Source organism: Bacillus fungorum (assembly GCF_002746455.1).
GTDB lineage: Bacteria > Bacillota > Bacilli > Bacillales > Bacillaceae_G > Bacillus_A > Bacillus_A fungorum.
This window is the reverse complement of the sequence record NZ_NWUW01000011.1, coordinates 26,795-46,392: the sequence shown is the minus strand read 5'-3', so window position 1 is coordinate 46,392 and position 19,598 is coordinate 26,795. Positions and strand designations below refer to the sequence as shown.

The following is a 19,598-nucleotide window of genomic DNA, read 5'->3' as shown; positions in this document are numbered from 1 at the left end:
TAGATAGAGAAAAGAGTTGAAACACGATATGAATGCACGTAAGCAATTATGGATAGCAGTTATATGTATGACTTTTGTTGTAATTTTAGGAACATTAGGATTTATGACAATTGAAGAGATTAGTTTGTTTCAAGCATTTTGGATGACGATGATTACTGTATTAACTGTTGGATACGGAGATGCCGTTCCTGTAACACATGCAGGAAAAGTTTTTGCGCTTCTTATTATACCGGTTGGCGTCGGTATCGTTACGTATGCAATTGGTGTAGTGGCAGCTATGATTATTGAAGGGAATTTATTTCATGCAGTACGGAGGAAGAAGATGGATAAACAAATAGCACAGTTACAAAATCATATTATCGTATGTGGTTGCGGTAGAGTGGGGCTTCAAGTTGTACATGAATTGCAAGAAAAGAAAATTCCATTTGTCGTCGTGGATAAGGATGAAAGCATATTAGAGAAGGAAAAAATTTTGTATGTACATGGAGATGCAACAGAAGACCAAGTGTTACATCATGCTGGGATTTCAAAGGCAGCTGGTTTAGTTGCCATCGTAGCAAATGACGCTGAAAATGTATTTATTACATTAACGGCAAGGGGATTAAATGATTCAATTAAAATTGTGGCAAGAGCAGAAAAACCAGAAACCGAAGACAAATTAAAGAGGGCTGGGGCAAATAAGGTGATTAATCCATCTAGTATGGCAGGAATTCATATTGCAAAAGGTATTGCGAATCCGCTAACAGTTCATTATATTGATACAGTACTGTATGGCGTGGATCAGACATTTGTAATTGAAGAAATTGCAGTCGGAAAAGGCTCTATTTTAGCTAGTAAATCGTTACTAGAGAGTGATGTGAGAAATCAATTTGATGTAACAATTTTAGCGATTTTGAGAAATGGGAATGTTATACATAATCCGACGGGGCAGGAAAAATTGCAAGAACATGATATGATAATAGTATTTGGTTCAGTAGAGAAGCTGGGGCAATTTGAGAAAGAACTACAAAGTACGAGGTGATAAGGAATGCAAATATCGAGCGATAAGATTTTAAATAAAATGGCGAATGAAATTGCAAAGGCAAAAAGTAGTGAAGGGCAAAAATCAAAAGATCATTTATTAGTTGTGCGTGCTTTATGTGATTTACTATTAGATGAACAGGTTGAATCTCCTACGTATAGAGAGCCGCAAATTCAATCGCAAGTAATTGGAAAGCAGCCTATAACAACTGTTCAACCAATTATGCCGGTTTCTGGAGAACCTGTGTATATAAAAGAAGAAGGTGCAAATGGTAATTCTTTATTTGATTTTTAAGAATTAAATCGTTTGGATTATATGTGGAAATTGCTTATGATAAAAATAAAAAGGGGAATTAATATGAAAATTTTCTTTTTACTAGGTTGTATTGCAGCGGGGCTATCTGTTGCGTTAGGGGCATTTGGAGCACACGGTTTAGAAAATAAAATTTCTGCGAAAATGTTAGAAGTTTGGAAAACAGGCGTTACATATCAAATGTTCCATGCAGGTGGGCTATTCGTAGTGGCTTTATTAATGGATAAGATTCAATCATCACTTTTAACTACTGCTGGTTGGCTTATGGTAGCTGGGATTATTATGTTCTCAGGTAGTCTGTATGCGTTAAGCACAACAGGGATTAAGTTTTTTGGCCCAATTACACCTCTTGGTGGTGTAGCGTTTATCGTGGCATGGATCTTAGTCGGAACTGCAGTTGTAAAAGGGTTATAAAAAACAAAAGCTGGCATATGCCAGCTTTTTTTATGGTCTTGGAGCATAAGTTGCTTGTTGACTAGGTAAATACGTAATTTCTTCTGGGAATTCTACATAATCTAAGTAAATCATCAATAGTAAATAACGTTTCCCTGATTGTGGCTCACTAATTACAATATGATCACGACCAGCTGCTTCGATAATACCTGTATACGATTGTGTACCGAGTGAACTACCGCGCTCATAAGTCATTACAATTGTAGCTTGCTTGCCCTTGTTCAAGCGAAGAATATTTTCAATATACGACTGTTCTAATGGTAACATGCCTTGAGAAATGGCATATTGGGCTTGCGCAGCTTGTTGTTGCATCGCTTGCTGTTGTTGCTGTTGCTGTGGGGTCATTTGTTGCGGTTGTACATAAGTTCCAGATGGTTGATAGAATCCTGTTCCGTAATACGGGTTTTGTTGCTGTGCCATTCAAAAATCCCTCCTCGTTTTCATTCCTTAATATACGCTAGGGCAATCTCCAGCAGATGGTTGGAAGAAGCAGTGTTTTTTAAAGCGACCAGAGTTTTGTTGGTTATACCAAGTTGGTGGACATGCACCTTCGGGTCTAAAGAACCATAAGGCAAAGTTGGCAGGCCAAAAACGTTGCCCTTGAATGGTCCGTCTCGCCAGGGCAATATCTTGTTCACGTGCCCGTTGATAAAAATATCCTTTTTGCGTTGCTTCAAAACCGCCGGGGTTTTGATAAACCATTTGACGTAAATTACGAATGCTTTTAAAGTCTAAACAATTTCCGCGGACACGATTTACCCCAACGTTTCCGACCATTAACATTCCTTGTTGCCCTTCTCCTTCGGCTTCAGCACGCATCAGTCTAGCTAATAACTTTACATCTTCTTCGTTATAAGCAATAACACCCATTATGTGTCACCTCTCTTTTTGGAATACCTTTTGGAAAGAGGTTTATTTCTAGATGAAGTGTGGAACAATTACTAGTTCATACGTATGAGGAAAAGGACTCAGATATGACAACCAAACGAAGTTTTACATTGAGAGAGGAAAATAAAAAAAGCTAGCGTGAGCTAGCTTTTCATCATTAAAATACTTTAGACCATAAGTTTGAGAAGAAATCTCCAATAGAGCGCATTGTTAGCACAAACCAGTTTGCTTTTTCAACTTCCTCTGTCGTTTTTGCAGTAACTTTCATACTTTTACTACCGTCTAAGAAACCATATTTATCAGTTGATTCTAAAGTAATCGATCCTACTTTGGCATCTTTCTTAACAGGAGCAACTAAATGTCCATCTTCAGCGAGAGATTTATCTACTTCAGTCCCAATTTTATAAGGGTTTTTACTACCCTTTTTCGCAATTACTGTTATTTCTTTTTCTGGTGCAACAGTTACTTGATCTTCTTTCCCTTGTACTACAGAGATTGTATTGTTTTTATCAACCTTTAGCTTTTGTTTTTCGAAGTTATTAAATCCGTATTCGATTAATTCGCGAGATTCTGTGAAGCGCTCGTCCATTGATTTTGTTTTAATAATAACCGAAATAAGGCGTACGTCACCACGTTTAGCAGTAATAGTGAATCCATATCCGGCTGTATCAGAACTTCCTGTTTTTAAACCATCTGTTCCCTCATAAGAGAAAGCGGCACCCGGTAACATCCAGTTCCAGTTTTCCATACGAATTGGTTTCGGATGATTGTCCGGGAAGTTTCTAAATCTTTGTTTTGTATCCTCTAGCATTTCTGGATACTTTGTAATCATTGTTTTTGAAAGACTACCCATATCGCGAGCTGACATAGAGTTTTCTGCATTTGAATCAGTACCCTCAGGATGTTTTCCTTTTAAGTCAGCGTTATTTAACCCAGTAGCGTTTACAAATTTATATTTCTTTAACCCTATATTTTTTGCATGTTCATTTGCAAGATTTAAGAAATTTTTCTCACTTCCTGCAAGTAGTTCTGCTAAGGCAATACTAGATCCGTTTGCAGAGAAGATAACGATAGAATGATATAATTCTCTTACAGTATATTGACGTCCCTTTTCAAACGGAACGTTAGAGAATTCATTATTACGTGAAACTTCATAAGCGTAATCAGAAATGTTTACCTTTGTATCCCAAGTGATTTTTCCTTCTTTAATTGCTTCTAATACGGCATAAACAACAATTAACTTTGACATACTAGCGATAGCTAGTAATTCATCTGGATTTTGTTCATGCAGTATTTTGCCTGTATCTGCATCAAACAGAAGTGCAGCAGCTGCCTCTATATGTATTTTTTCTTCTGCATGGGATGTTGTTACTACTAAGGGGGAAATTGACAATAAAAGCGCTAGTAAAATAGACAAGATTTTCTTCATATAGTTTATCACCTTCGCATCTTTATTAGCATGTAGCTCGTACCATTTTAGCATAAATTTGGATATGAAAAGGTTACAATTTCACTAGGAATTTGAAAAGAATTTGTCGATTTTTGTTCAAATTTGAGGATAAAAGAAGGTTTTTGAGGAGAAATATAGATGGTAATAAAAAAAGGAACGAATTTCGTTCCTTTTTCACGATTTACCCCACTATTTGCCGGGCAGTAAGATTCCTACCTCCCAATTCAGCGAAAGCAAAGAAGTTAGGAGGGGTATCAACTGCCCATAAAAGCCCGATTGGTGAGGGTTGATTAGAGTTTCACTTTATATGTGTAAAAAGTCCTCTACCTTTTCGTCTGGTAAAATGTTTCCAACGAAAAATGTTCCGAATTCACCATAACGAGCACTTACTTCATCGAAGCGCATTTCATATATAAGTTTTTTAAATTGAAGAACATCGTCAGCGAATAATGTTACGCCCCACTCGAAATCATCGAATCCGACTGATCCTGAAATAACTTGGCGTACTTTACCTGCGTACTGGCGACCGATTTTACTATGACTGTACATCATTTTTTTGCGTTCTTCCATAGGAAGCATGTACCAGTTATCATCACCTTGGCGACGCTTGTCCATTGGATAGAAGCAAATGTGATTTGCTTTTGGTAGGTCTGGATATAAGCGAGCTAAGATCTGTGGGTTTTGGTATGGATCTTCATCAGCTGGAAGATAGTTACTTAGTTCAACAACAGATACGTAAGAGTATGCAGGAACCATATATTCAGCTAATGTTGTTTTATTCAATTCTGTCTCAATTTCATTTAACTCTTCCATTGTTGGACGTAAAATCATAAGCATAATATCAGCTTTTTGGCCAACAACTGTATACATTGCATGACTGCCTTTTTTCGCAGTAGCTACTCCGTTCCATTTTTCAACGACATTTAAAAATTCAGACACAGCTTGCCCGCGTTCGTCGCTAGATAATGTTTTCCATGCAGCCCAATCAATAGAACGTAAATCATGTAAACAATACCAGCCATCTAACGTTGTTGTTGCTTCACTCATTCTATTCACCTCAGTTAATGATAGTTTTACACGTTAACTATAGCATATATAGTTTTAAAATCATCTATATAAAACCTTGGGGCATAAATTTGTCACATTTAAATTTACTTGAAAATAGGAGAAGATAAGGATTAAAGGGGATTTATTTCTATGCTGAATTTTATGAAAATATAATCATTTTCATTTTATCTATTTTTTGGGAGCTATAAGTTTAAAATATAGAGGAAAAGCAGTATTCTTAAAGATAGAGTTTTTTTAACATATGTAGGAGGGTTTATTCGTGAGCAACTTATTTACAACAGTAAAAGAAAAAGTTCAAGGAAAAGGCATTTCTATCGTACTTCCTGAAGGAACTGATGAAAGAATTTTAGGCGCTGCAGAGCGTTTAGCAAAAGAAGAGTTAGTAAAACCAATTTTAGTTGGTAATAAAGAAGAAATTAGCGCAAAAGCTGCTAGCATGAATTTAACATTAGCAGGCGTTGATATTTATGACCCAGCTACATACGAAGAAATGGATGCAATGGTAGCATCTTTCGTTGAACGTCGTAAAGGTAAAGCAACTGAAGAAGACGCTCGCAAAATCCTTAAAGACGAAAACTACTTCGGTACAATGCTTGTATACATGGGCAAAGCACACGGTTTAGTAAGTGGTGCAGCTCATTCTACAGCTGATACAGTTCGTCCAGCACTTCAAATCATTAAAACAAAACCAGGCGTTACAAAAACTTCTGGCGTATTCATCATGGTACGTGAAGAAGAGAAATATGTATTCGCTGATTGCGCAATTAACATTGCACCAAACAGCCAAGATTTAGCTGAAATTGGTATCGAGAGTGCGAAAACTGCTGAATTATTCGGTATTGACCCACGCGTTGCTATGTTAAGCTTCTCTACAAAAGGTTCTGCGAAATCTCCAGAAACAGAAAAAGTTGTAGAAGCAACTCGCATTGCAAAAGAAATGGCTCCAGAATTAACTTTAGATGGAGAATTCCAATTTGATGCTGCATTCGTACCATCTGTAGCTGAGAAAAAAGCTCCAGGTTCTACAATTAAAGGTGATGCTAACGTATTCGTATTCCCAAGCTTAGAAGCTGGTAATATCGGTTACAAAATCGCTCAACGTTTAGGTAACTTCGAAGCAGTAGGACCAATCTTACAAGGTTTAAACATGCCTGTAAATGACCTATCTCGTGGATGTAACGAAGAAGAAGTGTACAAGTTAGCTTTAATTACAGCAGCTCAAGCACTTTAATTCTATAACGAATTGAAATAAAGACCGTCGCTATAATAGCGACGGTCTTTATTTTTCTAACCCAAGTGCTTTATTGTTACGATCAATAATACGTTGTAAATTCGTCTCATATAAAGGTATTTCATCTACTGTTAATTGAGATGGTGTTAACTTTGGAGCGAATTGTTGCATTGTTTTTAAAAGGCGCATCATTAAATCTTGTACTGTAATGGTTTCGCCAAGCAATTCTGAAAGTGAAGCCATCGTGCTCGGTACAATTTCAGGGTACGTAAAGCGTGTTTCTTCCCCTTGAATGGCTAGACTGTAGAAATCACGAACGAGTGCAGCACGCTTAGAGCCACTTCCTGTAGCACAGAGATAGATTTGGACAGCGACACCACCGCGAATACGGCGCTGTGAAATGCCAGCAAATTTTTGATCGCGAATACTTAAATCGTAGCTACCAGGACAGTAAGAGCCAACAATTTCTTTTGCCTCGATTGTAACATTGTAATCCTTTAACATTTCCTTAATTAAATGCCACATTGTATCGTATCCAAGATCAATATCGATACCTTTTTCGGTCTCTTGGAATAAAAGTGATACGTTTAAAACACCTTCATCAAGTACGACTGCAAGCCCACCAGAATTACGAACGATAACATTGAAGTTGTTTTCTTTTAAAAAGGAAATACCTTCTTCTAGGTGTGGTAGGCGTGAATCTTGAATGCCAAGAACAATTGTATTGTGATGAACCCAAGAACGCATTGTTGCAGCTGATTGACCATTTCCGATACTTGTGCATAGTGTGTCATCCATTGCGAATGACTGCAATGCATGGAATGTTGGTCCTAAACTAGACTGATCTACAATACGCCACTCTGGCTGCGATAAAATGGAACGGGAATTGCTCATATAACTAACCCCTTATCTTTAAAATGACAATCTCTATTATAGCAAAAAATGAAGAATGGAGTTTTCTTACATATAAAGGGGAAGCTTAGAGGGGAAATAATAAAAAGGATGCATGTAATGCACCCTTTTTATTCTGCAATTTTTTCTAAATTACCGTTTCGATCCATTCGGAAAGATGTTTGAGAACGTTCTTCGTCATCCATGACTGCTAACTTACGAGCGCGGTTCATAATGTTCATAAGTGTTTCGTAATCTTCTTGTACAGTATGAGATTGTTTTTCTAATTTTTCTAGTTTCTTTTCTAGTTCTTCATTTCGAAGGATTTGTGCTTTAATTTCTTGTTTCAATCTCGTATTCTCGTTTTCAAGAGCTGTCACTTTTATATTTGATGATCCAACTGTTTGTAAAAAATAAATAACATCTTGCATTGTCATAGAGCCCTTTGCGGCAGGAACGGTAGTTTCTTGATATGGAGTAGCTTCTTTATATTGTACAATTGATTCCTCTTGTACGAATTCTTCATAATTAGTTATCGAATCTGAAGCTGGTGGTGTATAGAGTAAACGTTTTTTCGCTTGTTCACCACTTGCAGCACGCATTTTATCTTTACGATGTTTTTTTGCTAGTTGAAGAGCTTGTTCATAGCTATAGCGAACAACAGCATTCCAACGGAAACCACAGGCAGCTGATGTACGATTTAACCTGTCTCCTACTTCTTCAAATGCATTTAATTGAGTACTTCCTTCTCGAACGTGACGAAGTACAGTTTCAGCAAGTAATAAATCATCCTCATCCGTCCAAGCATCTTGTCTTACTTTCATAGATTCAACTCCCTTTCTTTTTATGAACTTCCTATTTTTATAATGGGCAAAAAAATGAGCTTTTATACAAAGCTTTTAAAAATATGGTAGATTTCGATGAAAGGTATAAAGTGAAACTTTAATCAGTGGGGGTTTTCTTCATCCCCCACTGATTATTAGTTGAACCAATCGGACTTTTATGGGCAGTTGATCCCCCACCTAGATTCTTTGCTTTCGCTGAATTTTGAGATGGGGGTCTTACTGCCCATTAAAGCGGGATAAATTTTGCCAAGAATGACGGAAGTCTCTGTAGGAGAACATATAAATATGTAGCATTATATGAAGAAAGAGCGTCGCAAGGAAACTTGCAACGAACTTCAAAGAGCGGTAAAATACCATTTAGTGTTTATTTTTAAATGTACTTGAGAAAAGTTTAAAATAGAGGAAGTGTTATATAATGGGAAACGAATTTCGTGTGTGTGATGATTGTCAGGCAACGAACGTTAAAACGTTGATTCCGAAATTAAAAAAAGTAGATTCATGTGCAACGATTGAAGTTGGATGTCAGTCTTACTGTGGCCCTGGTCGCAAAAAATCATTCGCATTTGTAAACAATCGCCCAGTTGCGGCTCCAACAGAAGATGAATTAATTGTAAAAATTGAAGCAAAGTTAAATAAGTAAGAAAAAGAAGAGTGAACAGATTACTCTTCTTTTTTATGCCCATAAGAGCAAAGATTCATTCTTTGGAAGCTTAACTAGTGTTGGCTAATGGTTAGTAACACAGGGACATCACCTACTTATTAAAGTTTCAATCTATATGAATTTGTATTTCAAAATAATGGTTGACATTCTTTGGGAGCAATAGGTAGAATAGAAAGTGTCTGATTCTGAGAATCATTATCAAAGAAATAACAATGCATCTAATTTTTTTTATTACTATTTGAGAATGAATTTCATTTAATAAATATATGTTGTTGGTTAGGATGGTTGAGGGATGGAAGCGAGCGCAAGGAGTATAGAACAGCAAGAAGTGAATGTTAAAGAGATTAAGAGCAGGCCGCTCATCGCTTCTATTATTTTAGTAGCAGGTACAGTTTTGTTAGCTTTAAGCATGGCAGTTTCTATTTCATTTGGTGCGGCAGATATTAGTTTAAAGAATGTATGGCAAGCTGTATTTCAGTTTGATGGTTCTATTACGCATCATAACGTAATTCAAGAACTTCGCATGCCTAGAGCAATAGGGGGCGTAGTTGCAGGTGCCTTTTTAGCGGTATCGGGGGCAATTATGCAAGGTATGACGCGAAATCCACTTGCTTCACCATCGTTAATGGGGATTACAGATGGGGCTGTATTTGGAATTGCAATTATGTATGCATTCTTCCCTAATTCACCTTATTTAATGTTTGTTATCGCTTCTTTTATTGGGGCTGCGTTTGGTGCGAGCATTGTATATGGGATTGGGTCCTCTTCACCAGGTGGATTAACACCTGTGAAATTAGCTTTAGCAGGTGCAGCAATTAGTGCTTTATTAGGGGCCATTTCATCTGGAATCGCACTGTATTTCAACCTTGCCCAAGAGGTGAGTATGTGGAATGCAGGCGGAGTTGCTGGAGTGAAATGGGAAAGTATTAATATGTTAGTACCAATTGGTCTGGTTTGTCTCTTTATTGCAATTATGATGTCGAGGTATATTACAATTTTGAGCTTCGGTGAAGAAATTGCGATTGGACTTGGTCAAAATACGACATTAATTAAATTTATCGGAACAGTACTTGTTCTTGTGTTAACAGGTTCTGCAGTTTCTATGGCAGGATCGGTTGGATTTGTTGGTCTTGTAATCCCGCATATGACTCGTTTCCTTGTAGGTTCGGACTATAGATGGGTTATTCCGTGTTCTGCAGTCTTAGGCGGGCTTTTAATTGAATGTGCTGACATGTTGTCTCGTGTTATTAACCCGCCGTTTGAAACGCCAATTGGAGCAATTACAGCGCTAATTGGGGTTCCATTCTTCCTCTACTTAGCACGTAACGAAGGGAGAGGGAAAATGTGAGGACAAGTGTCTTAACAAAAAAGAACGTTTCTGTTTTAACAATTTTAGTAGGATTAATCGTTACTGTATTTTTAGTGAGTTTAAATACAGGGACATTTAAAATACCACCAATGGACGTATTAAAATCATTGGTTGGGCTTGGGGCTGAAGATCAGTCTGTTATTTTATTTGAATTCCGCATGCCGCGTATGGTTATTGCAATACTAGTTGGCTCTGCATTAGCGATGTCAGGTGCAATTTTGCAAGGTTTATCACGAAATCCACTTGCTGATCCAGGTATTATCGGTATTAACGCTGGAGCGGGGTTAACAGTTGTTATCTTCGTCTACTTTTTCTTCGGTAAAGTTGGAACTGGTACATTTTTATCTGTATTTATCCTTCCTTTCTTCGCGTTAGTTGGTGCGATATTAGCAGCGGTTATTATTTATTTACTAGCATGGAAAGACGGCGTTTCATCAACGAGATTAATACTTGTTGGTATCGCCGTTGCAGCCGGGTTTGGTGCTGTTAGTTTAATTTTTTCTATGAAGATGACATCTAACGATTTCCGTTTTGCTACGATTTGGTTAGCAGGAAGTCTGTGGGGCACAGATTGGAAGTTCGTGCTAAGTGTACTTCCATGGATGGTTATTTTCTTGCCACTTGCTATTAGTAAGGCACACATATTAAATGTAATGAACCTAGGCGACTCCACAGCTGTTGGTCTTGGTGTAAATGTAGAAAAAGAAAGACGTAAATTATTATTTATTGCAGTTTGTTTAGCTGGTGCATCTGTCGCTGTTGCCGGAGGAATTGGTTTTATCGGTTTAATGGCCCCGCATTTAGCGAGGCGCCTTGTTGGTGGTAAACATCAAATTATGCTGCCTACTGCTGCACTAATAGGGACGTTTTTACTTTTATTTGCAGATGTAATTTCAAGAAGTGTATTAACAACTTCAGAAATACCGGTCGGTCTTGTTATTTCTGTAATTGGTGCACCGTATTTCATATACTTACTTATGAGGACAAAATAAAGGGAGGCTTTTTTGTATGGCAACTTTAGCAGTTGATGCGGTATCTGTTGGCTATAATGAAGGGTTAATTATTGATGGATTAACAGTTGAAATTCCGGAAGGGAAAATTACAACAATTATTGGACCAAATGGTTGTGGGAAGTCCACATTATTAAAAACGGCTTCTCGTATTTTGAAGGCGAAAAAAGGTACTGTTTATCTTGACGGAAAAGCAATTGAGAAACAGCCAACGAAAGAAATCGCAAAGAAAATGGCAATTTTACCACAGACTGCAGAAGTGCCAACAGGCCTTACTGTGTTTGAACTTGTTTCATACGGACGCTTTCCTCATCAAAAAGGATTTGGAACGTTAAAAGAAGAGGATTATCGCTACATTCATTGGGCACTTGAAGTGACTGGAATGACTGAGTTTGCAAACCGTCCAGCAGAAGCTTTATCAGGTGGTCAACGTCAACGTGTATGGATTGCGATGGCTCTTGCACAAGGAACAGAATTACTCGTATTAGATGAACCAACAACGTACTTAGATATGGCTCATCAATTAGAAGTATTAAATTTATTGAAAAAGTTAAATGAAGAAGAAGGTCGAACAATTGTAATGGTTATCCATGACTTAAACCATGCTTCTCGTTTCTCAGATCATATGATTGCATTAAAAGCAGGTAAGTTAATGAAACAAGGAACGCCAGATGAAGTGATGACAAGTGAAACACTTCGTAACGTATTTGAGATTGAAGCTCAAATCGTTCCATGTCCAGTAAACTGTAAACCAATTTGTTTAACATATGATTTAATGATGATTAATAATCAATTACGAAAAAAAGCATAAATAGAACCTCCTCTTAGAGAGGAGGGGGACTTCTAATGGACGTTGAGCTTCTTATATATGAATGGGAAGTTGAACGCCCGTTAGAATGGGCTATTAATAACAATTAATAAATATATATTAATTAATTGTTATTATTGTTTCTTATAGTTCATTGTAACTTATAAGAGAAATACACCTAGAAGGAGTGGGAACATGAAGAATTTTAAAATGGCGTTATTAGCAATGGTACTAGTCGTTACTTCTGTACTATTTGCAGCTTGTTCTAACAAAGAAGAGAAGAAAGCAGATGCGAAGACTGAAGAGCGCACTGTACAACATGCAAAAGGGGAAATTAAAATCCCTGCAAATCCAAAGAAAATTGCTGACCTTAGTGGTTCAACAGAAGAATTATTAATCTTTGGTATGAAACCAATTATTACTGCTAATACATCTCAAGAAAAAATTGATGCACATATTGCAAATAAATTAAAAGACGTAAAACCAGTTGGTTCTGCTTGGGGCGATAAAATTAATATCGAAGCAGTAGCTGCTGCAAAACCAGACTTAATTCTTGTAAACAACCGTCAAGAAAAGATTTATGATCAATTATCTAAAATTGCACCAACAGTTATGTTAAAAACTCCATTAGACCAATGGCGTCCGAAATTCGAAGAAGTAGGTCAAATCTTCGGTAAAGAGAAAGAAACAAAAGAATGGTTCAAACAGTATGATGAAAAAGCAAGCAAATTACATGACAAAATCGTTGCGAAAACTGGCGATGCTAAATTCATGAAAATGGCTGCATATCCAAATGCCTTCCGCGTATATGGTGACTACGGTTACGGTAGCGTAATCTTTAATGATTTAAAATTACCAGCAGTTAAAGGTACACCAACTGATAAACCGCTAGTACAAGTACAAAAAGAAGCTTTAATCGATTACAACCCAGATTACTTATTCGTATTTACGACTGGTGACGGTTCTCAGCGTCTAAAAGAATTCCAAGAAGAATCAATTTGGAAAAACATGAACGCTGTTAAAAACAACCACGTATTTACAATTAAAAACGAAGACGTAAACAAAGGTTACTTCCCACTAGGTAAAGAAATGATCTTAGATGAAGTTGCTGAGTTCGTTTTAGGGAAATAATGTATAAAAAGAAATCACTTTTACTCCGGTAAAAGTGATTTTTTCTTTATATAAGGGCAATTAATATAGTCTTTCATTTCTTTCTGTTTCCTATTTCGTTTATAATATATAGTAAGAATGCAGTAAAGAAAGGGGGATGTCGGAAGGTGGTATATTTAAACGACAAACTCAGCGAAACAAAAGTGTTTAAAGACCCGGTACATAAATATGTGCACGTGCGCGATCGCGTTATTTGGGATTTAATCGGAACGAAAGAATTTCAACGCTTGCGCCGTATTAAGCAGCTTGGAACGACATTTTTTACATTTCACGGTGCAGAGCATAGTCGCTTTACTCATTCGTTAGGTGTATATGAAATTATTCGTCGTATGATTGATGATGTGTTTGCTGGCAGACCGAACTGGAATGCTGAAGATAGATTGTTATGTTTATGTGCGGCATTACTTCATGATGTCGGTCACGGCCCGTTTTCTCACTCGTTTGAAAAAGTATTTTCATTAGATCATGAGAAATTTACGCAAAAGATTATCGTTGGAGATACGGAAATTAATCGCGTATTAAGTCGTGTGGATAAAGACTTTCCGCAAAAGGTAGCCGATGTAATCGCAAAAACATCTACTAATAAATTAGCAATTAGTATGATTTCCAGTCAAATTGATGCAGATCGTATGGACTATTTATTAAGGGATGCGTACTTTACTGGCGTAAAGTATGGAAACTTTGATATGGAACGTATACTGCGTGTTATGCGTCCGTACGGGAATCAAGTAGTTATTAAAAATAGTGGTATGCATGCTGTTGAGCATTATATTATGAGTCGTTATCAAATGTATTGGCAAGTATATTTCCATCCAGTAACTCGAAGTGCCGAAGTTATTTTAACGAAGATTTTACACCGTGCAAAATCATTGCATGAGAAGTATTATACATTTAAAAATCATCCTGTTCATTTCTATTCTTTATTTGAAGAAGAAGTAACAGTAGAGGATTATTTAAAGTTAGACGAGAACGTTATGTATTATTACTTCCAAGTATGGCAAGACGAAGAAGATCCAATTTTAAGCGATCTATGCCGCCGTTTTATGAATCGAAACCTATTTAAATATGTAGAGTTTACAGATAAGCACGGTTTAGATAATTGGATGGAATTAAGTAGCTTATTTAAAAAGATTGGACTTGATCCAGAATACTATTTAGTAGTTGATTCAACATCAGACTTACCGTACGACTTTTACCGTGCTGGTGAAGAAGAAGAACGTCTGCCAATCTTACTTCTTATGCCAAATGGAGAGCTCAGAGAGCTTTCACGTGAATCGGATATTGTTGAGGCAATTACTGGTAAGAAGAGAAGGGATCAAAAACTATTCTATCCGCATGATTTAATCTATGAAGATGGAAGAAAAGGAAAATATAAAGAGAGAATCATCGAGTTACTAGAAGGGAAAAAATAAGAAGCAGCTAAGAGCTGCTTCTTATGAAAGAACTTGAAATTATTTGTCGCTTAAGCGTTTTCCGCCAACTGCATAATGGTTTTTAGACATTTCTTCGATGAAAACAACGATGTTTTCTTCAGGAGCACCAGTTGTTTCGCTTACTGCTGCTGTTACTTTCTCAGCAAGAGCTTTCTTTTGTTCCTCTGTGCGTCCTTCTAGCATTTTCACTGTTACGTATGGCATATATAATCGCTCCTTTTATGTAAGTTACAATCTTATTATAGCGGATTATGGGGAAGAACAATCGAAAAAACAAATATTTTCTTTTTTTGACATATTGAAGAGGAGATGAAGTATGGACCAGTTATTTAGATACCCGTTGCATCAAATTCCTTTGGTAGCAATGGCGATTATTATTGCATTATCAGTGCATGAATTTGCGCATGCATATGTTGCATATAAATTTGGAGACGATACAGCAAAGAGACAAGGCCGTTTAACTTTATCACCGATGGCACACTTAGATCCTATCGGAATGATTGCAGTGTTAATTCTTGGTTTTGGTTGGGCAAGACCAGTTCCTGTTAACCCGTATAACTTTAAAAGACCACGTCTTGCAGGTATATTAGTTTCAATTGCAGGACCGATTAGTAACTTAATTTTAAGCGCAATCGGTTTAATTATTTGGTATAGCTTATTAAAATTTGGTGTATTATACTCAATTCCATCTGCAGTAGCAGATACATTAGCTCAATTTTTCCAGATTTTTATTATGTTGAATATCGTTTTACTTATCTTTAACTTATTACCGATACCACCACTTGATGGATATCGCGTAGTGGAGGATCTAGCACCAACAAATATTCGTGCGAAAATGACACAGTATGAAAAGTATGGAGCGATAGCGTTATTAATTCTTGTTATTACACCGCTTAGCAATTACACAATCCAGCCTATTTTTAATGTTGTTATTCCGTATGTATTAATATTTTTACAGAATATCATTGCGCCTATTTTCGGCCTTTAAACGAGGAGGAGCTTACATATGACAGAGAAAAAGAAAAAAATTGGTTTTAATATCGTGAAAAATGATTCAACAGATGGACATGGTGGTTTTGGCGTTGGGACATTAAGCCTAGAGAATATTTCACCTGTATTTGTGGATGTATTAGAAAAAAATGCTTTCGTTGATATCGGTGCGATGCATGCGCGTAGTACAGTCGAAAAAGGTATTAAGTTTTTAACAAATAAAGATGAAGTTCCAAACGGAAAACCATTTTGGCTTGTATGGGTAACGATTGAAAGAACAGCGACAGGTGCTTATTATGCAGGTGTAACAGCTTGTGAAATGACAGTTGACCGTGAAATTCGTCGCGGATATAAATCACTTCCAGAGCATGTAAACAAAATGGATAAATCATTGAAGCGTCACATTATGGTGGATCATATGGATGAATCATCTAAAAAAGTACTTGGTACGTTCTTGAAAGAACATAATGAAGCGATTTGGAACGAATCTAGTGAAGAATTGCGCCGTGCGTTATTGAGTGAATAAAAAATAGCTGACGGATGTCCGTCAGCTATTTTTTTACCAAGGAAGATATCTTTTCCACCAACTTGTTTTTTTCTTTTCTTCAGTTGTCTTTTCAAATTCCTCTTTATCATCGACATGATCCATACAATATTCAGTTGGTTCTGTACCTTTTGCGAAGTACATTTTCACTGAAATTGGACAGTTTTTTGTAGCGATTTTTCCGTTTTCAGGGTTAATATCGACTGCAACGACGTCACTTGGCTGCTTAAACTCTTTTTTAGGTTGTCCATTTAAGCCTTTCTCCATCGTATCCGTCCATATTCTTTTCGCATATCCTTGTTCTGCTACGTTTGAGATTGATTTAGGTTGATCATATCCAACCCACACACCAGTTACAATTTGCGGGGTAAACCCAATCATCCAACTATCTGTTTCAGTAGAACCAGATTTTCCAGCATATGTTCTTGATAGTTTAGATAACATCGATTGCCCAGTTACAGCAGCATAACTGCTTAGTTTTTTATTAAACATGCCCGTCATCATTTCTTCCATTACAAACGCTTTGCTCTTATCTAGAACTTGTTTACTCTCCAAATGAGCGTCGTATAACATATTTCCTTCATGATCCATAATGCGGCGAATGAAAATCGGTTTTACTTCTTTTCCACCGTTTGCGAACATGCTATAAGCGTTAACCATTTCAATTGGTTTTACAGGAGACGTACCGAGAGCAAGAGATGGGACGTCTTTTAATGCACTCTTAATTCCGAATTGCTTCGCTGTTTTTGTAAGAATGTCTTCGCCTAAAAATAAATTGGTTTTCACGGCATAGACGTTATCAGAGACCGCAAGAGCTTGCGCCATTGTTACAAAATTGTCTGCATAATAGTCTTTATAGTTTTTCGGTTTATACTTTGAAACACCGTCACCTAAAGTGAATACAGTGTATTCGCTTTTTAAGCGCGTAGCGGGGGTGAATCCTCGTTCTAATGCCGCATAATATAGAAAAGGTTTAAACGTAGATCCAGGCTGGCGAGCGGCCTGTGTAGCCCTGTTAAATTGACTTGTATTATAATCAGTTCCACCAACAAGGGCAGCTACTTCACCTGTTTTTGGATTCATAGAGACGAGTGCAGTTTGTATGTTTGTTGTGTCAGGTATGTGATCTTTTACAGCTTGCTCTGCAACTGATTGTAATTTAGGGTCTAGCGTTGTATAAATACGCAGGCCACCTTTTTGTAAGGCTTGTTCATCTAATCCGATATCACGAAGAAGAGAAGCTTGTACAGCATCTTGGAAATAGGGTGCGACCTCTGCCACTTTTTTCGTATCTAATGAAGCGAAAGTTAGTGGTTCTTTCTTCGCTGAAGCGGCTTGTTTCTTCGTAATATAACCTTGCCCTACCATTTCATCTAATATGAGAGATTGTCGTCCTTTAGCACGATCCTCTTTTAAAAAGGGAGAGTAGACACTAGGTCCTTTCGGGATACCTGCGAGCATACTAGCTTCCGCTAATGTTAATTCTTTTGCTGTTTTATCGAAATATAGACGGGACGCAGCTTCGATTCCGTAAGCACCATGCCCGTAATAAATTGTATTTAAATATCCTTCTAAAATATGATTTTTATTATAATTCACTTCAAGACGGATTGTGTACATTGCTTCTAATAGTTTACGTTTCCACGTTTTATCATGATCTAAGTATAGGTTACGGGCATACTGTTGTGTGATCGTACTAGCACCTTGGACTTTTGCCATCGCTTTTAAATCGGCAACAATGGCACCAGCAATACGCTTCATATCAAAGCCATGATGTTTGTAGAATCGTTGATCCTCGATAGAAAGTGTAGCCTCTTTTACATAAGGAGAAATTTCATTGAGAGATACATTGTATCGTTTTTGCACTTCATTACTTTGTCCTATAACAGTGTCATCATTAGCGTAAAAGACACTTGTTTGCGGGACTGCAACAGGAGGAGGTCCCATAATTTTTGCAACTATAATAATAACAAAAAAGGAAAAAACGAAAAAAAGAATAGAAGAAAACATTACGGTGAAGAAAAGACGTTTATATTTTTTAAGTTTCGGATTCATAGTTTGATCCATCTTTTTCAGCCCCTCATTCATACAAACATTATTGTATTAGTATTGAGGGTTTTCGGTTATTTTAAACAATGAAATTTGGAAAACAAAAAGCTCCTTCAATTAAGAAAGGAGCTCAAAGGCACGTGCTGGCCAATCGGTAATAATGACATCTACGCCATAATCAATCATAGTTTGTAAATCTTTGTATTCGTTAATTGTATAAGGGCGGAAAACGTACCCTTGTTTTTGCGCTAGTTGCACAAATTCCTTTGTTAGTAGTTGAAAGTTTGGATGTAAACCAGTTGCTTCTCTATTTTTTGCTTCAGCAATCGGATCAGCAAGTGGTGTATCATATAAAATTGCTCTTGGGATTTCAGGAGCAATCTCTGCTAATACTGAAACAGATTCGTGGTTAAATGAGGAGAATACAATTTGATTAGATAGATGATATTCTCGAACGAGAGCCACAACTTTTTCTTCGATATTTAGATAGTGAATCACGTCTGTTTTTAATTCAATATTGAGTTGTAAGCTTGTTGTAGATAGCCAAATAAATACTTCTCGTAACGTCGGGATTTTTGCTTCGTGGAAAGAAGGGTCTTTATGGCTACCAGCGTCCAACGATTGTAGTTCCTCTACCGTTTTTTCAGAAACAAGTCCTATGCCATTTGTTGTACGATCGACTGTTTCGTCGTGAATTACGACAAGTTCACCATCTTTTGATAGGTGGACATCAAGCTCAATTCCATGAGCGCCAATGCGTTCAGCTTCCTGGAAGGCAATCATCGTATTTTCGGGATGTGTTCCTTTTACCCCGCGGTGAGCGAAAATAAGTGGTTTATTCATACAGAAATCTCCTTATCGTTTCTTTTCTTTCATTATGAAACTGCTTTTGGAAAAATACAATTGAATAGGATAAACATTTACAAAAGTCTAACAGTTGCACAAAAGTTAACGTTAACGTAAAATGTAATAATTGAGTGAAGGGAGGAATAAACATGTACAAAATTGATGAAGTCACAAAGCAAGTTGGTTTAACAAAACGTACACTTCGTTATTATGAGGAAATTGGTTTAATTCATCCCCCTGAACGTAGTGAGGGGAACATTCGCCTGTATACAGACGAGGACATCGCCAGAATTAAAAGGATTGTGGAAGCAAAAGAAGTGTTAGGGATTACGCTTCAAGAAATGCAACATTTCTTATCCTTAAAAGAAAGAATGGAACAAAGAAGAAATAGTGAGAACCCTCGTGACCGTGAAGTGATTCAAGAAATTAAAGAGATGCTTGAAAAACAAGTGCAAACGCTAGATGAGAAAATGGAACAAATGCAGCGCGTGAAGGCGGAACTTGAGGATAGTTTACATCGTGCAGTGACATTTTTAGAGAATACAAAAGGAGAGTAATC

General features: G+C 37.0%; 22 protein-coding genes. 13 read left to right on the top strand and 9 right to left on the bottom strand.

Annotated elements, in window-relative coordinates; all coding sequences use genetic code 11:
* The first annotated feature begins 28 nt into the window (after window positions 1-28).
* From CO726_RS16735 to CO726_RS16725, 3 genes are all read left to right on the top strand, one after another.
* A complete protein-coding gene (locus CO726_RS16735; protein WP_136699698.1) occupies window positions 29-1,021 on the top strand; it encodes a potassium channel family protein in 993 nt (330 codons plus the stop codon).
* A gap of 6 nt (window positions 1,022-1,027) precedes the next feature.
* Window positions 1,028-1,315 (top strand): YwdI family protein, encoded by a 288-nt coding sequence (locus tag CO726_RS16730; protein ID WP_099685000.1) that lies wholly within the window; start codon window positions 1,028-1,030, stop codon window positions 1,313-1,315.
* Window positions 1,316-1,378: 63 nt separating this feature from the next.
* On the top strand, window positions 1,379-1,747 hold the full coding sequence (locus CO726_RS16725; RefSeq protein WP_000688311.1) for a DUF423 domain-containing protein: 369 nt from the start codon (window positions 1,379-1,381) through the stop codon (window positions 1,745-1,747).
* 30 nt (window positions 1,748-1,777) lie between these two features.
* Here CO726_RS16725 and gerQ read toward each other — a convergent pair whose 3' ends face one another.
* The 4 genes from gerQ to hemQ all read right to left on the bottom strand — a co-directional run bounded on the left by gerQ (window position 1,778) and on the right by hemQ (window position 5,171).
* Window positions 1,778-2,206 carry a spore coat protein GerQ gene (gerQ, locus tag CO726_RS16720; RefSeq protein WP_098759054.1) on the bottom strand — a complete coding sequence of 143 codons (429 nt, stop codon included), beginning with the start codon at window positions 2,204-2,206 and terminating at the stop codon, window positions 1,778-1,780.
* 27 nt (window positions 2,207-2,233) lie between these two features.
* A complete protein-coding gene (cwlJ, locus tag CO726_RS16715; protein WP_000538167.1) occupies window positions 2,234-2,656 on the bottom strand; it encodes a cell wall hydrolase CwlJ in 423 nt (140 codons plus the stop codon).
* A 175-nt stretch (window positions 2,657-2,831) separates the two neighbouring features.
* The gene (locus CO726_RS16710) at window positions 2,832-4,103 is read right to left on the bottom strand and encodes a serine hydrolase (RefSeq protein ID WP_099684999.1); all 1,272 of its coding nucleotides are present in this window, start codon (window positions 4,101-4,103) and stop codon (window positions 2,832-2,834) included.
* 324 nt (window positions 4,104-4,427) lie between these two features.
* On the bottom strand, window positions 4,428-5,171 hold the full coding sequence (hemQ, locus tag CO726_RS16705; RefSeq protein WP_099684998.1) for a hydrogen peroxide-dependent heme synthase: 744 nt from the start codon (window positions 5,169-5,171) through the stop codon (window positions 4,428-4,430).
* A 280-nt stretch (window positions 5,172-5,451) separates the two neighbouring features.
* On the opposite strand from hemQ, the gene pta reads away from it, so the two are divergent.
* The gene (gene pta / locus CO726_RS16700) at window positions 5,452-6,423 is read left to right on the top strand and encodes a phosphate acetyltransferase (protein WP_000067215.1); all 972 of its coding nucleotides are present in this window, start codon (window positions 5,452-5,454) and stop codon (window positions 6,421-6,423) included.
* A gap of 48 nt (window positions 6,424-6,471) precedes the next feature.
* On the opposite strand, the gene lipL is transcribed toward pta, so the two are convergent.
* Together lipL and CO726_RS16690 are read right to left on the bottom strand one after the other, a co-directional pair.
* Window positions 6,472-7,317: an octanoyl-[GcvH]:protein N-octanoyltransferase gene (lipL, locus tag CO726_RS16695; protein WP_099684997.1), complete on the bottom strand. Its 846-nt coding sequence runs from the start codon at window positions 7,315-7,317 to the stop codon at window positions 6,472-6,474.
* A gap of 128 nt (window positions 7,318-7,445) precedes the next feature.
* Window positions 7,446-8,138: an RsfA family transcriptional regulator gene (locus CO726_RS16690; protein ID WP_099684996.1), complete on the bottom strand. Its 693-nt coding sequence runs from the start codon at window positions 8,136-8,138 to the stop codon at window positions 7,446-7,448.
* Between the two features lie 436 nt (window positions 8,139-8,574).
* On the opposite strand from CO726_RS16690, the gene CO726_RS16680 reads away from it, so the two are divergent.
* The 6 genes from CO726_RS16680 (at window position 8,575) to CO726_RS16655 (ending at window position 14,589) form a co-directional block, all read left to right on the top strand.
* A complete protein-coding gene (locus CO726_RS16680; RefSeq protein WP_000526077.1) occupies window positions 8,575-8,799 on the top strand; it encodes a YuzB family protein in 225 nt (74 codons plus the stop codon).
* A gap of 313 nt (window positions 8,800-9,112) precedes the next feature.
* Window positions 9,113-10,168, top strand: a complete 1,056-nt coding sequence (locus tag CO726_RS16675) for a FecCD family ABC transporter permease (protein ID WP_098759059.1) — start codon at window positions 9,113-9,115, stop codon at window positions 10,166-10,168.
* The gene (locus tag CO726_RS16670; protein ID WP_001260777.1) at window positions 10,165-11,181 is read left to right on the top strand and encodes a FecCD family ABC transporter permease; all 1,017 of its coding nucleotides are present in this window, start codon (window positions 10,165-10,167) and stop codon (window positions 11,179-11,181) included. The genes CO726_RS16675 and CO726_RS16670 overlap by 4 nt, the downstream gene beginning before the upstream one ends.
* 16 nt (window positions 11,182-11,197) lie before the next feature.
* Complete coding sequence (locus tag CO726_RS16665) at window positions 11,198-12,010, top strand: ABC transporter ATP-binding protein (protein WP_000212061.1); 813 nt, start codon at window positions 11,198-11,200, stop codon at window positions 12,008-12,010.
* Between the two features lie 192 nt (window positions 12,011-12,202).
* Complete coding sequence (locus tag CO726_RS16660; protein WP_099684995.1) at window positions 12,203-13,138, top strand: ABC transporter substrate-binding protein; 936 nt, start codon at window positions 12,203-12,205, stop codon at window positions 13,136-13,138.
* Window positions 13,139-13,284: 146 nt separating this feature from the next.
* Entirely contained in the window at window positions 13,285-14,589 is a 1,305-nt protein-coding gene (locus tag CO726_RS16655; protein ID WP_099684994.1) for an HD domain-containing protein, read from the top strand.
* Between the two features lie 39 nt (window positions 14,590-14,628).
* Here the strand turns inward: CO726_RS16655 and CO726_RS16650 are convergent, their stop codons facing one another.
* Complete coding sequence (locus CO726_RS16650; RefSeq protein ID WP_001147171.1) at window positions 14,629-14,814, bottom strand: 2-hydroxymuconate tautomerase; 186 nt, start codon at window positions 14,812-14,814, stop codon at window positions 14,629-14,631.
* A gap of 112 nt (window positions 14,815-14,926) precedes the next feature.
* Between CO726_RS16650 and CO726_RS16645 the strand changes: the two genes are divergently transcribed.
* Together CO726_RS16645 and CO726_RS16640 are read left to right on the top strand one after the other, a co-directional pair.
* On the top strand, window positions 14,927-15,598 hold the full coding sequence (locus CO726_RS16645) for a site-2 protease family protein (protein ID WP_099684993.1): 672 nt from the start codon (window positions 14,927-14,929) through the stop codon (window positions 15,596-15,598).
* Between the two features lie 18 nt (window positions 15,599-15,616).
* Entirely contained in the window at window positions 15,617-16,126 is a 510-nt protein-coding gene (locus tag CO726_RS16640) for a YwhD family protein (RefSeq protein WP_099684992.1), read from the top strand.
* A 33-nt stretch (window positions 16,127-16,159) separates the two neighbouring features.
* Here the strand turns inward: CO726_RS16640 and CO726_RS16635 are convergent, their stop codons facing one another.
* Both CO726_RS16635 and CO726_RS16630 read right to left on the bottom strand, forming a co-directional pair.
* Window positions 16,160-18,211, bottom strand: coding sequence for a transglycosylase domain-containing protein (locus CO726_RS16635; RefSeq protein ID WP_099684991.1), 2,052 nt, complete (start codon window positions 18,209-18,211; stop codon window positions 16,160-16,162).
* 99 nt (window positions 18,212-18,310) lie between these two features.
* Window positions 18,311-19,036: a glycerophosphodiester phosphodiesterase gene (locus tag CO726_RS16630; RefSeq protein ID WP_099684990.1), complete on the bottom strand. Its 726-nt coding sequence runs from the start codon at window positions 19,034-19,036 to the stop codon at window positions 18,311-18,313.
* Window positions 19,037-19,188: 152 nt separating this feature from the next.
* Between CO726_RS16630 and CO726_RS16625 the strand changes: the two genes are divergently transcribed.
* A complete protein-coding gene (locus tag CO726_RS16625) occupies window positions 19,189-19,596 on the top strand; it encodes a MerR family transcriptional regulator (protein ID WP_000276566.1) in 408 nt (135 codons plus the stop codon).
* Window positions 19,597-19,598: the final 2 nt, after the last annotated feature.